This window comes from Shewanella sp. GXUN23E, from assembly GCF_050865035.1.
Lineage (GTDB): Bacteria > Pseudomonadota > Gammaproteobacteria > Enterobacterales > Shewanellaceae > Shewanella.
In genome coordinates, this window is record NZ_JBOZWP010000002.1 from 268163 (window position 1) to 283105 (window position 14943).

Sequence of the window (14943 nt, forward strand, 5' to 3'; positions counted from 1 at the left end):
CTGTCTGCCATAGTTAAGAGTGATCTTTCATGGCGTTACAGGAGGGCGTTTATCGACACCCCAACTGACAATCCCGCATCTTATCTTCCCAAAAAAACCAGTCTGCTGACTCATCTGGTGGCAGTGGTGAGTTTACTGGGATTCTCGGGATACCGCTTTTACATCAATCGCTACTGGATAGCCGCCATTTTACTGGTGTCGGCGCTGGTATTGCTCTACTCAGCCTGGCTTGAGTGGCAGGACAAACCCAGCCTCGCCATGAAACAGCTGAGTCTGTTGGTCACCTCGGTCGCCGTCTGCCTGGCCTGTTACTCAATGGGCTATAAGGCACTGGTGTATATCTTTCCCATCAGTTTCATCTACTTCATTCTATTTCCCTGGCACAGGGCACTGATGCTGGCGGCGCTGTTCAGTTTGCTGGCAGTATGGGCTGGCAGTTTCAGCGAACCCCTGCCGGTACTGGCCCGATACGCCATTGCCATTTTCAACAACCTGCTGTTTGCGGCGTTACTGGCACAAGTGGTTGCCAAACAAAAAGCAATGCTGATAGAGCTCGCCCAAACTGATGAGCTAACCGGTTGTTTGAACCGCAAAGCGCTGATCCCGGATTTACAAAACACCATAGATGATTTTCACCGCTCACAAATCAACAGTGTGATACTGCTGATCGACATAGATCACTTCAAATCCATCAACGATACCTATGGTCATCAAAGCGGTGACCGGGTATTGCAGCATTTCGCAGCTCACCTCAAACACAAGGTACCGCCAGCCGCGCGGGTATACCGCTACGGCGGCGAAGAGTTTTTGATTTTGCTGCGGGATTGTTCAGTCACAAGGGCCATCAACATCGCGCAGCCGCTGCTGCAAATGCCCAAATCGGAGGCGCCTGAATCTCCCCCTCTGACAGTGACCTGCAGCATTGGCCTGGCCGCATTTTGCCGCGGGATCAGCCTGGATTTCTGGCTCAAACATGCCGACATTGCGTTATATGAAGCCAAATCACTTGGCCGAAACCGGCTCGAGTTGATCGATCCGAAACATATTCAGCTATCTTCAGACCAGCTGACATGACACAGATGGGCAGGAAGGTCCAGCAGTGACAGTTGTGACAGCCACAATCGCTGATTATCCCGCAGACTGTCTCCCGGACCTTTGACCTCCACCCATTCCAGCCTTGGTCCGGTAATATCCTCAACCAGCAGCAACAGATCCGGCATGCCGGCACGCATAAAACGCAAATCTTTGAGCATCAGTTCAAGCAAGCCGGTCAATTGCGATGACGTCAGGTGCCGCAGCACAGTGCTGATGAGCGTTTCATCCAGCGATTTCCAGTTCACCCAGGCGTTGGCTATGCCCCGCTTGGTGTGCAGATGAGTGGTTATGGGTGATAGATCTCCTCCGGCAAGCTGCGCCAGTCTAGCCGCCAACATGGGCGCTCTTCTGGTAGTAAATTCCGGATGCCACATATCCAGTGGCGCAAGCTGAAAAGGATGCACAAACATTCCCTTCTGGCGGGCAAAAATGATGTCCCAGAATGCCAGGCCAAATACCGCGCACAGCAGTTGATTCTCCACATACCAGGCCTTTGCCGGCTTGCCCTGCCACCCCGCCTGATGAATATGCGCGATCAGGCTGTGCTCTGCACTCTGATGCCGGGCGATAACCAGATCGACCCGTGCAATGCCCAGTTTGCTCAATGGCAGCTGCGCCAGCGGCTCAGCCGATAGCCCAGATGTCATTGGAAGCCCAAGCTTGTTGGCGCGGGCAACCAGCCGGCGGCCAAGGCGCTTGATACCATCGCGCTCCTCCAGCGGCAACAGAGGGTTACTCAGCGTAACGGCCAGTAACTGCAGCGCGTCATCCCAGCGCTGCAGATGTTCAAGACATCGAATTGAGCGCTCCCGCGCCGGTGCCAGCGCAGACAACCGATACAGACTCAGGGCCAGATCATACGCCCCCTGACGTTCGGCATGGCGGGCACAGGCATTTCTGGCATTGTCCAGTCTGCGCTCGACGGCAGGATGCCCTGAACGGCTGGCGCGCAGCAGTGACAGCAACTCGGCAGATAAAGGGGCGGGTGCGCTCTCACTGTTGTTTGAGGGGGTCTTTGCATTATTTTTTGAGACAGCCTTAGAAGGATCCATCAAGGGCACCATCAGACTGTCCAGCGTGAGCCACAAATCAATGTCCTCACGGCAATCAAACTTCCTGTCCTGTTGCAAAATCGGATATTGCTCGTAGGTTTGAATGCCCAAATCCACCAGCACAAACTGACTGAGCTCCTGATAGCTGTTGCCGAAATAACACAGCATCAGGGTGTTCACGGCCGCCCGGCAATTTAACTGAACCCAGGCAAAGGGTTGCAGCTCAAGGATGCATTCGGCCTCATTTTCCAGCGCCTGTGTCAACTGGGATTTATTGAGTTTAAGACCGGTGCCAGGGCCAATGCTGCCATCAGAGCCCTCGCTGAACGGCTCCCTGCGCCTGAGCAGCTCCCTGAGTTCAGCCAGCGTGACACCTTTGACAAACACGTCCCAAGGCGGGCGCTGAGTGATCAGCAGGCCCCTTGCAATTAGCTCATCCGCCGCATTCTGCAGCTCAGCGATTTCCTGATAATTAAGCTTATCGAGCCGAAACCACTCGCCACTGCGGCACAGCAGGCGTACCAACAGACAGGCAGCGCCATGACTCAGTTCACCGAACCCTTTGATAAACTGCTGCTCGTCTGCAGACAGCAGGTCGGCGTAAAGTCGCTGAACATGCTCAATCAATCCGCTAAAGTGCTGCAGATAATAATCCGGTGCCAGTTCCCCCGGCGCTGATGTCGCCAGACTCTCTGGCTCTGCCTCGGCAGCAGGATTGTCAATACCCCGGAATGCAGGGCTGGAAACGGATGAGGCCATCGAATGTTGCTGATTAAAACCTGAGTGGCAAAAGAGGTGTTCAGTGTAACACCGCTGCTGCACCGTCACTATTGCCTCAGCCCTCCTTTGCTGAGGCTGGGGACTCGCTCCGTTACTCAGGCAAGTACTTAAGCAAGTTTGGGCAACGACTTAAGCGAGGCCTTAAACGTCAAGCTCGGCCATAGTGCTGACTGATAACAGCAACCAAAGGGTTGGCGCATGCCAGCTTAAGGTTACAATACAAGTAATTGTATTTGCGGGAGTCAAACCATGTGGAGCCAGAAAGAGATCCGCCTGAAAGCCAGAAAGCGGGGATTTCATCTGATCACCGAGGAGATCTTAAGCCAACTGCCGGAGTTGGCGCAGTATCAGCTGGGGCTGATGAATATTCTGATCAAACACACCTCGGCATCACTGACCATCAATGAAAATGCCGATCCCAGTGTCAGGGTGGATTTCGAGTCCCATTTCAATCGCATGGTGCCGGAAAATGCGCCCCACTACACCCATACCTATGAGGGCGATGACGATATGCCCGCGCACCTCAAAGCCAGCCTGCTTGGGCCCTCACTGACCCTGCCCATTACCCGGGGACGCCTGAATCTGGGTACCTGGCAAGGCATTTACCTGTGCGAGCACAGAGATCATGGCGGCAGCCGTACTCTGGTCATCACCCTGCAGGGGGAATAACGCTAGGGCACGCCTGAGCAGCTCCCCAAAACAAAAAAGCCACACAATTCAATTGTATGGCTTTTCTTTATTGGGGGGACTGACAACAGCGCCCGGCTTACTCGGCAATACGCTCGATACGTGCCAGATAGAAGCCGTCAAACCCTGAGGTTGCCGGAGTGATGGTTTCATCATCCAGCAGGCGGAAATTAGGGTGCGCAGCCAGGAACTTATCCACTTGTTCGCGGTTTTCCTCCGGCATTATCGAGCAGGTAGCGTACACCATCAAACCACCCACTTTCAGCATACGGCTGTAGCTGTCGATGATATGCGCCTGCAGCTCCTTGAGCACCTGCAGACGCTCCGGGGTATCACGCCACTTGGTATCTGGGTTGCGCTTGAGCACTCCAAGGCCGGAACAAGGCACATCCAACAGCAGACGATCGGCGGACAATTTCAGGCGCTTGATGGTTTTGCTGGAAGCAATGATGCGGGTTTCCACATTGTGAGCGCCGGCGCGGCGCGCCCGCTCTTTTAGGTTATCCAGCTTCCACTGCTCCACATCCATCGCCAGCAAGCGACCTCGGCCCTGCATTTGCGCGGCCAGATGCAGCGTTTTACCGCCCGCACCGGCACAGGCGTCGATCACCCGCATGCCGGGTTTGGCATCCAGCGCTGCGGCCACCAGCTGCGAACCGGCATCCTGCTGCTCAAACCAGCCGTCTTTAAAACAGGCGGTACGAAACAGCGCCGAATCGGACTCCACTTCCACCGCGCTTGGCACGTCAGCCACAGCGCAAACACGCACGCCCTCTTTTGCCAGACGGGCGATCAGACCATCACGGTCGCATTTCAGGGCATTGACCCGCAGGTAACGGGCAGCAGGCTGGGCCATTGCGGCGCGCTCCGCTTCCCAGGCCTCGCCCAGCTGCTCATAGCCCAGCGCATCCAGCCAGGCCGGACAGCCGTCCCACAGTGCACCGTCCAGCCTGGCGGCAGCGATGCGCTCATTGAGCCTGTCATCTGACAGTGGCTCACAGTAACGGAATTTGGGCGGGGGAAGTTGATGAAATCTGTGCCAGACATTGAGCAGCAAAGTGCCCTTTTGCGCAACCTGCTCCGGGGTCATATCCGCCAGAAAGCAGTAGAGATTCAAACGGCGCATGATGTCACCGGCAACCCGGGTAATATCGGCCTGCACCTCAGGTGCCAGCTTCAGACCGGAAAAGGCCAGCGAATAGGCACGGTCCAGTGGACGGTTATCACACAGGGCGCTGGTGAGCACATTGATCACCAGATCTGCGGCCGCAGCCGACAGGGAAGATTTCAACATAATTCTATCCGGGAAAAGAAAACCGGGGGATCATAGAGACTGGGCCGGTGCTTGGCAACCGGCCCAGAGGAAAATGTCCCCGCATGACAGTCCATAACGGGGAACTGAGTCAGTCAACAGCAGACCAACTCATGCCGGGGCTCAGTAATCTTCCGGCTCGTCGGCAAAGTGCCAGTAACCACGGGCAATCCAGCCGGTCAGCAGCATGATGACTTCGTTGTTGTCCAGCCAGGGGCGGATCTGTTGCCATTGCAACTCATAGTCGTTGCACAGCAGCGGAATTAAACCGGCGCATTCACCCGGCAGGCGGACTTGTTCACCATTGAGGTAAAACAGCCCTTTGCGATAGCTGTGCTCAAAATAATGACAACGCAAACCGCCGACACGCAGCAGCGGCTCCTGCTGCAGTTGCTCCAGCCATTCATCGGCACTGATGTCGGCCACTTCTTCAAACAGATCCAGCTGGCACTTGGACTGAGTCAGCAGGCGACCGGCAAAATCACTGATACAATCATCGCTCAGCGCACTGAGCAATTGTTCACGGATACGGGCCAGATCCTGATTGTCGATGCAACCTGGTGCGTCAGTGACCGCTCGGGCGGGATCTTCAATCTGGGTCTTACCCAGTTCGTTGTCGATCAGATAGTCGGCAAAGGCACTGAACATGTCTTTGGCACTGGCGGTTCGAAAGCCCACCGAAAAGCTCATGGAAGTTTCCAGCGTCACGCCGTCATGGGGGAAACCGGGTGGCAGATACAGAATGTCGCCGGGCTCCAGCTCCACATCGATAATGGGTTCAAAGGGATCTGTGTGCAGCAGCGCTTCGTGCGCGGCAAACTCACGATGTTCACCTTTATCCCCTACCCGCCAGCGACGACGGCCTGAGCCCTGACAAATAAACACATCATACAGATCAATATGGGGGCCAACGCCACCGCCCGGCACGGCGAAACTGACCATCACATCATCGAAACGCCAGCGGGGAATGAAATCAAAGCAGCGTGCCAGCGACTCAGCTTGCGGTACCCAGTTGTTCAGCGCCTGCACCACCAGGGTCCAGTCCTGTTCACCCAGATGGTCAAAGGACTCGAACGGCCCAAATGCCGCCTGCCAGTTTTCTCCGTCACGCCAGATAAGACGCGACTCCACTTCCTCTTCCATGGCCATGCCCGCCATTTCATCAGGGGTCAGCAGGTCTTTGAAATGTTTAAAGCCCTGACGGATCACCACAGGCTTTTGCTGCCAGTATTCCGCCAGAAATTGCTCAGGTGTCAGGTTATTCAGATTCAGTTGCATCAAATGCCCCCGGATAGGTATGGGTCTGCAGTATTGCCACCGGCGGTTCACAACACAGCCAAAGGCAACGAAAAAAGGGCACGCATACTAACAGGAACATCAAGCTAAAAACGTGAGCTGCAGCACAAGGCAATATTGTTGTGAAGCCAATAAAAAACGCAGCGATAGCTGCGTTTACAGGCAGGATGAATCTATGCCGGAGTGATATCAGGACTTGCGAGAGCCATGCTTGGCCAGCAGGCTGTCAGGATCATAGTCTTCATCCATATCGCCGGCATCCAGACGAATAAACTCACTCTGATTCATGGAGAATTCCATGTAAAAGGTATGATTGTCTTCGGTCATAAAGGCCATACGGCTGATCACCGGATGATCCAGATTGGCATCAATGGCGATATTCAGCACTTTATTGATAGTCAGCATTTTCGGCTGACTCTGGTTGATGGAGGTCTGCAACTCACGGGCAATTTTGGAGATAAAATCGCCGATGATCTGGTTGGTCAGCTCCCCCATCACATTGCTGACATCGTCAGAGGTGTGATGATAAGCCAGTTCGCTCTCTTTGAAATTCATGTTTATCATGTACTTGCGGTAGATTTCCACCGCTGCCTCGCCGGTAAAATTGAGTACCACCAAACCGGAAAAGCCACCGTCAAACACCGAGAAACAACCGATATCCGGCTTGAGCTTGGTTTGACTGATCCGCTGCACCATACCTGAATGGCGGATCCTGGAATCGGTGGTATTGGATAACACCTCTGACACACTGCGACACAGGGTCAGTAAAATATCATCGGAGGTGACGACTTCTTTAAGAGCTTTTGCGTTCATGAGTCCTTCCATTTGCCTTTAAATGTCCAGTGCTTCACTAAAGCTTGTATGCCAAGTCCTGAAAATGCAAAGTTCACCCCTATTTTTCATCCCGCGAAAAATAAAATGCCACCCAGTTAACATATTGTGTTCCCGGACATTAACAACCACTTCCATTGTCGTAAGATGTGTGATACCCGGATTCGACTGGAAATTATCCAATGGCATTTTTGCGACAATTCACTATTTTACAACGGCTCATTCTGATGCTGGTGCTGGCCGCCTGCGGCACGCTGATTTTCGCGTCTTTCTCTATTCTGGAGCAGCGTAGCAATCTGCTGACCCAACAGCAGTACCAACTTAAAGGACAGCTGCAAACCGCCTCCAGCCTGATAACGGCACTGGCATCCAGGCCAGCAACTGAAACTCCTTTGCAGCTTATCAGCGAGCTCAGTTATGCAAAGAATGGCCGGTTTGTGGTGTTGTCCGCTGCCGGAGAGCGCCTTGCCGGACTGGCACCGCTGATGGATAAGGTAGACCGGGCGCAGTGGCAAACATTGACCCGCGCGACCCAAAATGGCGGTTATGCCACACTCAGCATCGACTATCGTCAGGCCGATGGCAGCAAGGACACACTGACTCTGGCAGCCATGCAAACCCATCATCCTGACTGGATAGTGGCCACAGCCCAGCCGGAGAGTGACATAGACGCCACCATGATGGCGCTGGCAATAGATTATCTGCTGATTATGCTGGCAATCTCATTGCCTATCTTCGCCTTTTTCATTGTCCTCAATCAGTCTATCTGCAGTCCACTTGGACAGGCGATTCAGGCCCTCAACAATATTGCCCGGGGCGATGGCGATCTCACTCAGCGACTTGATACCCGCGGCAAAGATGAAGTTGCCCGCCTGAGCGAAGCCTTCAACGAATTTGTGGCCAAGCTGAGTCATACCATCAACCAGCTGCAGCCTCTGGGCAGCGATTTGGCGGCAGAGTCAAGCCGGCTTCAGCGGGCTTCCCATGATGCCAACGCCAGCGCAGAACACGTGCATGAAGAAACTTCCGCAGTTGCCGTTGCCGTGCGTCAAATGCTCTCCACGACCCGGGAAATGGCAGTGAGCACCCAACAGGCTGCCGATGCCGCAGGCAGTGTTCGCCAGCAGGCCGCTGCAGGATTAAAACAAGTGGACAACACCACCCGCATGATAGCCGGACTGGCCGGAGAGCTGGGACAATCACGCAGCGTCACTGAGTCCCTGCAGCACGCCAGCAACCGGATTGGCGGCATTCTCGATGTCATTCGCGGGATATCAGAACAAACCAATCTGCTGGCACTCAACGCTGCCATTGAAGCCGCCCGGGCCGGCACCCAGGGGCGCGGCTTTGCGGTAGTTGCCGATGAAGTGCGGGCGCTGGCTAACCGCACTCAGGCATCGACCGAGCAAATTCAGTTAATCATCAAAGAGATCCAGCAAGGTGTCGGTGCGGTACTGGGCAGCAACCAGACCACCCTGGAGCAATCTGACGAACTGCAGCGCCAGGCGCTGGAGGTCGCAGGTGCCATGCAAACTATCCTGGAGCTTATCAACCAAATCAGTGATATGAACACTCATCTGGCCAGTGCAACAGAAGAGCAATCTCTGGTCACCGAAGAGATCAGCCGCAATGTGGGCAACATTACTGAGCTGACCGAAGTGGCGTTGCAGGCCAATCAAAGCAATGCCAATGCCGCCGAAGTATTACAATCCATGAGCGAGCAGCTCACCTCAGGCCTCAGTCAATTCCGGGCATGACCGCATAAAAAGGGGCCGCTGGGCCCCTTTTACTTCCTGTTGCGACATCAGCCACAGCAAAGATATGCAGCGGCAATGCCCCCCCCCTCTGATGAACCCTTTATCCGCTCTCTCCCCCCTTCTCTTCAAGCGTTATGCGGCAATTAATATTGTGTTAAGCTTGAGGTTAATCGACGTCGTCCAGTGAGGGATCCAAGGTGAGACTGACACTTGCAGTACATTCGCAACTCTACACCATCCACAGTTTCAGCCCTGATACTGAAATCCCTTCAAGCGTATTTTCACAACCGGTTTTCTTTATCGGCAAAACCCGCGAAGAATTGTCCATTGTGGTGCCTTCCGATCTGCCACTCGACAGCCTGGAGCAGGAGGACGACTGGCGCTGCCTGGAAATTCTCGGGCCGCTTGGTTTTTCCATGACAGGTATTCTGTCACGGCTCTCCGGCACACTGGCTGACGCCGGTATCAGCATCTTCGCGATTTCTACCTTTGATACCGATTATGTGCTGGTTAAAAAGAACACTCTTGATGCGGCCAAGGCGGCACTGAGACAAAAACAGTATCAGCTTATCGACTATTAACAGGCCACAGCATGACCCAGGAATATTCCCAGACGCTGACCATTCAGGCCAGACATGGCATACACACCCGCCCCGGCGCCCTGTTTGTGAAAGCGGCCAAAGCCTTTCAGGCGGATATTATTTTAAGTTGTGGCGGTAAGGAGGCCAACGGCAAGAGTCTGTTCAGGCTGCAAACCCTGCCGCTGTCCAAAGGCGCGCAGGTTTCACTGATCGCCCGTGGCGACGATGCCAGGGCTGCCGTCGACGCTCTCGCCCAACTGCTGCTGGAGCTGGAGTAACCCATGGGACAGATAGCCCACGGCATCGGCGTATCTGCCGGTATTGCCTTTGGTGAAGCGCTGATTATGCCACCGGCAGTGGATTTTGATGCCAACCAGCGCCTTGGTGCCAGTCAACTTGATGCCCAGCAGCAGGTGTTCGCCGATGCCTGCGAGCAACTTGCCGAAGGTTTTGGTCCCCTGCTGGCTCAATTTGCCCCTGACTCTCCTCAGGCACAATTGCTTGATGCCGAGCTGATGATACTGCAGGACGATGAGTTTACCGGGGCCGTCAATCAGGCGATTACCACCCTGCATCTGCCTGCTCATGTCGCCGTACACCGGGTCACTCAACAACACGCCGACGAACTGCAGGCCATGGATGATGATTATCTGGCGGCCAGAGGCAACGACATTCTGAGCCTGGGTCAAAGACTTATCCGGCAAATACTCGGGGAGCAATTACCCGATCTGCACGCGTTAACCACTGACACCATTATTATCGCCGAAGATATGACACCGGCGGAATTTACCGCCCTGCCGCTGACCCACATAGTCGGTCTGGTGCTGACTCAGGGCGGATTGACCAGCCACACGGCCATTCTGGCGCGGGCAGCCGGTATACCGGCATTGCTCAACTGTGATCTGGACCGGCAGCAACTGACCAACGGCTGTGGGCTGATCCTCAACGCTAACGCCCAGACGCTGCACATTGACCCGTCGGCGCAAACCGTTGAGCGCCTCAAGGCATCTTTGGCTGAATTTCTGGCCCGCCAGACGGAACTGGAAGGCATTCGCGACCTTCCCTGCCAGACCCGCGATGGGCAGGCCGTGCCACTGCTGGCCAACGTTGGCTGTGAAGCGGATATTGACCAGCTGCTTGGCAGTGGCGGAGAAGGTGTAGGATTGCTGCGCACTGAGCTGATGTTGCTCAATGCTGCCACGCTGCCGGATGAAGACACTCAGTACAAGGTGTATCTGGATTGCCTGCGCCGGCTTGATGGCAAACCCTTTACAGTCAGAACCCTGGATATTGGCGCAGACAAAGCGCTGGCCGCCCTCAAGCTGCCCGCCGAAGCCAATCCGGCGCTTGGCAACCGCGGGATCAGATACAGCCTCAGTCACCCGGATCTGTTTCGCAGCCAACTCAGAGCCTTACTGCGGGTTGCCAATCACGGACCGGTCAAATTGATGTTTCCGATGATCAATCAGCCCGAAGAGCTTGATGCCGTATTGCAGGAACTGGAACTGTGCCGTCAACACCTGCTTGAACGGGAGCTGGGCTTTGGCGATCCCGCGCTGGGAATTGTGGTGGAGACGCCGGCAGCAGCCCTGAATCTGGATAGCATGTTGCCACTGCTGGATTTTGTCAGCATAGGCACCAATGATCTGACTCAGTACACTATGGCGGCAGACAGAACTGTACCGGAGCTGACACGGACGTTTCCGGCACTGTCGCCGCCGTTGCTGAAACTGATAAAACTATGCATTGATGCCACCCACGCGCGAGGTCTCAGGGTGTCAATGTGCGGTGAACTGGCCGGCAATCCAGCAGCTACAGCGCTGCTTTTGGGCATGGGGCTGGATGAATTCAGCCTCAGCCCCAGTGGTTTGCTGGAGGTCAAAGAGCAAATTTTAATCACCCACATGACTGACGCCCGGTTGCTGGCACAAAAAGCGCTCAAATGTCAGCGATTGGATGAACTGCACAGCTGCCTTGCCACTGTCAATTGTGCTGCGGATTGAGTATCCTGATGCTCGGTTAAATTAAGGATAGCAGGCAACAGGTTATGGGATTTTTCAGCCGGATCAGGCGCATGATATCGAGCCAGCCCCCCGTCGAGGGCGGCATAGCAATTCTGGCGCCGATCAGTGGTGAATTGATACCGCTGGATCAGGTACCGGATAAGGTGTTTGCGGAAAAAATCGTGGGTGATGGTATTGCCATCGACCCCACGGGTAATCAATTGGTGGCGCCGATCAGCGGCACTCTGGCCAAGATCTTCGAAAACAATCACGCCTTCAGTATCGAAAGCCCTCAGGGAATCGAGCTGTTCGTTCACTTTGGTGTGGGTACAGTTGAACTCGGTGGAAAGGGTTTTACCCGCCTGAAAGAAGAAGGCAGCCAGGTCGTCGCCGGTGAGCCAGTCATTGCGCTGGATTTAAAAGCCATCAAGCAGGAAATTCCCTGCGTACTCACCCCTGTGGTCGTTGCCAATATGGAAGATATCGGCAGTATGACTCCAAGAACGGGCAACGTCAGTGCAGGTAAAGACCCCATTTTTATCGTGACCATGCAATGATGACCACTGCAAATCCTTTGATTACGCCTGCAGGTTATTACGCCTGCAGGAGTACCCAGGTGACCCTTAAAGCATAAAAAAGGCGAGCGCCTGATTATATGAGCAATACAAGGTTATAAGTCACTGCTCATCTAAGGTAGATCAGTATTCTCTCGTTAGCCGTAAGTCACCGGCCTGGCTGGTGACTTACAGCACTGTCTTGATGACAGAATGACTCAAAACAAGCTGGTAAAATACTTCAGACGAGCCCTGAGCTTAACTTACTCAGTGAAAGCACTCTTCAATAACGTCAATAAAACCAAACATTAATCCTCTGGAAATAGCTTTATCCGCCATATTTATTTGCAGCAATATGTTTGACGTCATAACCCTATAAGTACGAAGTCTTTCGCTTGCATTTGGGTTCAAATGAATTCCAGCTATTGTTAATTCTTCAGCACTTTATATATCTGCCTTGGCAACAGACATATTCAATCTGGATACAGACAGCCTCAGATGCCCACCACCAAAGTGTATCCCTGGAAAGGATTCTCCTTAAAACGACTTCTGCAGGACACCAACAACAGGGCAAGTCATATTTAAGAATATTCAGCAAAAACATTCTGCATACACGTGAAACACAATGCATCGCAACCTGATTAATGTTCAATTAATAATTATTAAGTAGGGAAAATAACATTTTCAAATAGTTAATCCGCACGCCTTTAATTGTGATCATTTTTACAGTTTTGAAAATGTTAATACGCCATTCTGACATGCAGTACCTATAACGAGGTACTCATTAAGAATTAAGGCAAAACTAATGAAAAGAATAACAAAGTTTAGAATGGCAGTATTTATTGCTGCCGCGCTGGGACTTTCAGCATGCGGCAGCGACGGTAAAGACGGCAAACCCGGAGAACCCGGTGAACCGGGTATTCCAGGGCTGCCAGGCGAGCCTCCTGTCGTAACGACTTCTGCTGTGGCGAAAGTGCTGGATTGGCATTTTGGTGACAATGTTATTAATGTTGAATTTTCTGTTGAAAATCAGGATGGTGTCGCCGTCGAAGATCTCGACCGGGTTGAATTACTGTCGACAGTGACCGACGCAGAAGGTTTACTTGCAGATACCGTGTCACTCACTTACTTTTCCGGTGACAGTAATTCCAAAGGAACCCTGACCCATGTTGGAGACGGCGTCTATCGTCTGGAAATGCCCAGAGAAGGCGTCAAACCTGAATCTGTTGGTATTGGTTATATCCGCCCGGGTAACGGCAACAATGGCATGCCCCGAACGAAGCGGATCATGCTTACCCAAACCGAGCAATATGCCCAGGTACGTACCACGGATGACAATAAGTGCGTCACCTGCCATGGTGATTTCACTGCAGCCACAGGCAACTCTGCATGGGGCTGGCACCAGCATCATCATGCACTGGACAACGACCAGAACATCGTCATCGTTGACGCATGTCTGAGCTGTCACACTCAAACAGAGCAAAAAGATGGCGGACACGCCAAAAATACCATGGCAATGATTGGCCATGGAAAGATGTCTGACGGTGAAGGTGGAAAAATATCCAAAGGTCACGCAGCGCTTTGGAGTAACTACTCCATGGATATGAAACGCTGCTCTACCTGCCACATAGACGATGTCGATTTTACCGCGTCAATCAACGGCTGTACGACCTGCCACACCAGTCTGTTGTCAGAGGATCGCGTCGGCAATATTGATCATAGTGGTTTCACCAATGCCAGCTGCAACAATTGTCATGGGCCTGAAGGCTATATGTATGCTCACCAGAATGGTACCGCACGGGATGAGGCGCTGAACCGTTACCGGTTTGAGCTTATCTCAGTCGTTCGTACCAATGACAAATCCGGTATTCTGGTGACCGTGAATGCAACCAATGTTGAGGGTCAACAGGTCGACATCGCCAACATCACCGATGCATCCCCCCGTGGCTGGGCTACGGTAATGAAAAACGGTGAAGCCATGCTGCCCGGGCGCGATGATGGTCATGTAGCCCGTTCTGTCAGCGGTATGACCAATGCTGATGGTTCCTATACCTACCTCATCACCCACGCCATGCCCTACGAAGAAGGAGAGGTGCTGGCTGGGGGTATCGATGGGCGAATCAGCTATGGCAGTAAAAATGCACCTATCAGCATTTCCAACATCAAGCAGGTGCGTCGCACCAGCTCCGATGGCCTGAAGTGTCTGAACTGCCACACGGAAGGACTTGACGGGCACGGCAGCAACCGCGGTGGTTTTGATTTGGGTGGTGACGCCTGTACCCAGTGTCACAGTGCTTATAACTGGACACCGGCAAAACAAGGGGAAGACTACGTCATGGCGTGGGGCCCACTCGTCCACAATATGCACTTTGGCGACTACAAAGATGGCCGCGCTGTCAATGATATGCCGACCACTGACAAAACTAAAAAGGTCGAGTGTGTCGCCTGTCATACCGGTGAGATTAACCTGGAAAATATCGCCCCGGCTGTCGTGCTCAACGGGCTGGATGCTGACAACGTCTACGGGATTACCCCCATTTCCGCCAATTGTGTCAGTTGTCACAGCAGCGAGCCTGCCAAAGCACACATGCTCAGTCAGGGAGGAGACTTCAACATCGCTGTGACACCTGCAGGAATTCATCAGGGCGAAAAAGGCACCTTTACCGTATTTGATCCCGCACCTATCGTCGAATCCTGCTCAGTATGTCACAGCCCAGACCGAATGGCTGAAGCACACCAGTATTAACTATCCGAGTGAGTTAAAATGTCAGGAGTCATCTCTATCCAGGCTCCTGAACATAGAGCCAACCAAGCATGGGGCATAACATTTTAATCTGAATTGTCATGACCTGTTGCTCCGAGTTTGTCTCTGTCGCAGTAAGCATATCTCCCTGCAAAATGTGGTATGCAGCAAAGGGGCTCAGGACCCTTTTTTCATTCGCCAACGCCTGATTTCAGGTGCCACGTCCAAACTCCAAATTCAAGAGTAACAATT

The 14943-nt window shown here is 53.3% G+C and carries 12 protein-coding genes; 8 read left to right on the forward strand and 4 right to left on the reverse strand.

Going from position 1 to position 14943, the window contains the following annotated elements; all coding sequences use genetic code 11:
* Positions 1–126 precede the first annotated feature (126 nt).
* Complete coding sequence (locus ACRRUX_RS03400) at positions 127–1074, forward strand: GGDEF domain-containing protein (RefSeq protein ID WP_432527166.1); 948 nt, start codon at positions 127–129, stop codon at positions 1072–1074.
* Here the strand turns inward: ACRRUX_RS03400 and ACRRUX_RS03405 are convergent.
* The gene (locus tag ACRRUX_RS03405; protein ID WP_432527168.1) at positions 1047–2906 is read right to left on the reverse strand and encodes a VRR-NUC domain-containing protein; all 1860 of its coding nucleotides are present in this window, start codon (positions 2904–2906) and stop codon (positions 1047–1049) included. The genes ACRRUX_RS03400 and ACRRUX_RS03405 overlap by 28 nt on opposite strands.
* Positions 2907–3176: 270 nt before the next feature.
* Here ACRRUX_RS03405 and ACRRUX_RS03410 point away from each other — a divergent pair, with 270 nt between their 5' ends.
* Positions 3177–3596 carry a secondary thiamine-phosphate synthase enzyme YjbQ gene (locus tag ACRRUX_RS03410; protein WP_432527170.1) on the forward strand — a complete coding sequence of 140 codons (420 nt, stop codon included), beginning with the start codon at positions 3177–3179 and terminating at the stop codon, positions 3594–3596.
* Positions 3597–3693: 97 nt separating this feature from the next.
* On the opposite strand, the gene ACRRUX_RS03415 is transcribed toward ACRRUX_RS03410, so the two are convergent.
* The 3 genes from ACRRUX_RS03415 to ACRRUX_RS03425 all read right to left on the reverse strand — a co-directional run bounded on the left by ACRRUX_RS03415 (position 3694) and on the right by ACRRUX_RS03425 (position 7035).
* Positions 3694–4908 (reverse strand): RsmB/NOP family class I SAM-dependent RNA methyltransferase, encoded by a 1215-nt coding sequence (locus ACRRUX_RS03415; protein WP_432527172.1) that lies wholly within the window; start codon positions 4906–4908, stop codon positions 3694–3696.
* A 141-nt stretch (positions 4909–5049) separates the two neighbouring features.
* Positions 5050–6204, reverse strand: a complete 1155-nt coding sequence (locus tag ACRRUX_RS03420) for a JmjC domain-containing protein (RefSeq protein WP_432527174.1) — start codon at positions 6202–6204, stop codon at positions 5050–5052.
* A gap of 207 nt (positions 6205–6411) precedes the next feature.
* Positions 6412–7035, reverse strand: a complete 624-nt coding sequence (locus tag ACRRUX_RS03425) for a DUF3334 family protein (protein ID WP_432527176.1) — start codon at positions 7033–7035, stop codon at positions 6412–6414.
* A gap of 200 nt (positions 7036–7235) precedes the next feature.
* Between ACRRUX_RS03425 and ACRRUX_RS03430 the strand changes: the two genes are divergently transcribed.
* The 6 genes from ACRRUX_RS03430 to ACRRUX_RS03455 all read left to right on the forward strand — a co-directional run bounded on the left by ACRRUX_RS03430 (position 7236) and on the right by ACRRUX_RS03455 (position 14694).
* Positions 7236–8810, forward strand: a complete 1575-nt coding sequence (locus ACRRUX_RS03430; RefSeq protein ID WP_432527178.1) for a methyl-accepting chemotaxis protein — start codon at positions 7236–7238, stop codon at positions 8808–8810.
* Positions 8811–9007: 197 nt separating this feature from the next.
* Positions 9008–9391 (forward strand): ACT domain-containing protein, encoded by a 384-nt coding sequence (locus ACRRUX_RS03435; protein ID WP_432527180.1) that lies wholly within the window; start codon positions 9008–9010, stop codon positions 9389–9391.
* A gap of 11 nt (positions 9392–9402) precedes the next feature.
* Positions 9403–9669: an HPr family phosphocarrier protein gene (locus tag ACRRUX_RS03440; protein WP_432527182.1), complete on the forward strand. Its 267-nt coding sequence runs from the start codon at positions 9403–9405 to the stop codon at positions 9667–9669.
* A 3-nt stretch (positions 9670–9672) separates the two neighbouring features.
* Entirely contained in the window at positions 9673–11394 is a 1722-nt protein-coding gene (ptsP, locus tag ACRRUX_RS03445) for a phosphoenolpyruvate--protein phosphotransferase (protein ID WP_432527184.1), read from the forward strand.
* Positions 11395–11438: 44 nt separating this feature from the next.
* Positions 11439–11951, forward strand: a complete 513-nt coding sequence (gene crr / locus ACRRUX_RS03450) for a PTS glucose transporter subunit IIA (protein WP_432527186.1) — start codon at positions 11439–11441, stop codon at positions 11949–11951.
* A gap of 826 nt (positions 11952–12777) precedes the next feature.
* On the forward strand, positions 12778–14694 hold the full coding sequence (locus ACRRUX_RS03455; protein WP_432527188.1) for a multiheme c-type cytochrome: 1917 nt from the start codon (positions 12778–12780) through the stop codon (positions 14692–14694).
* The last annotated feature ends 249 nt before the right edge of the window (positions 14695–14943 follow it).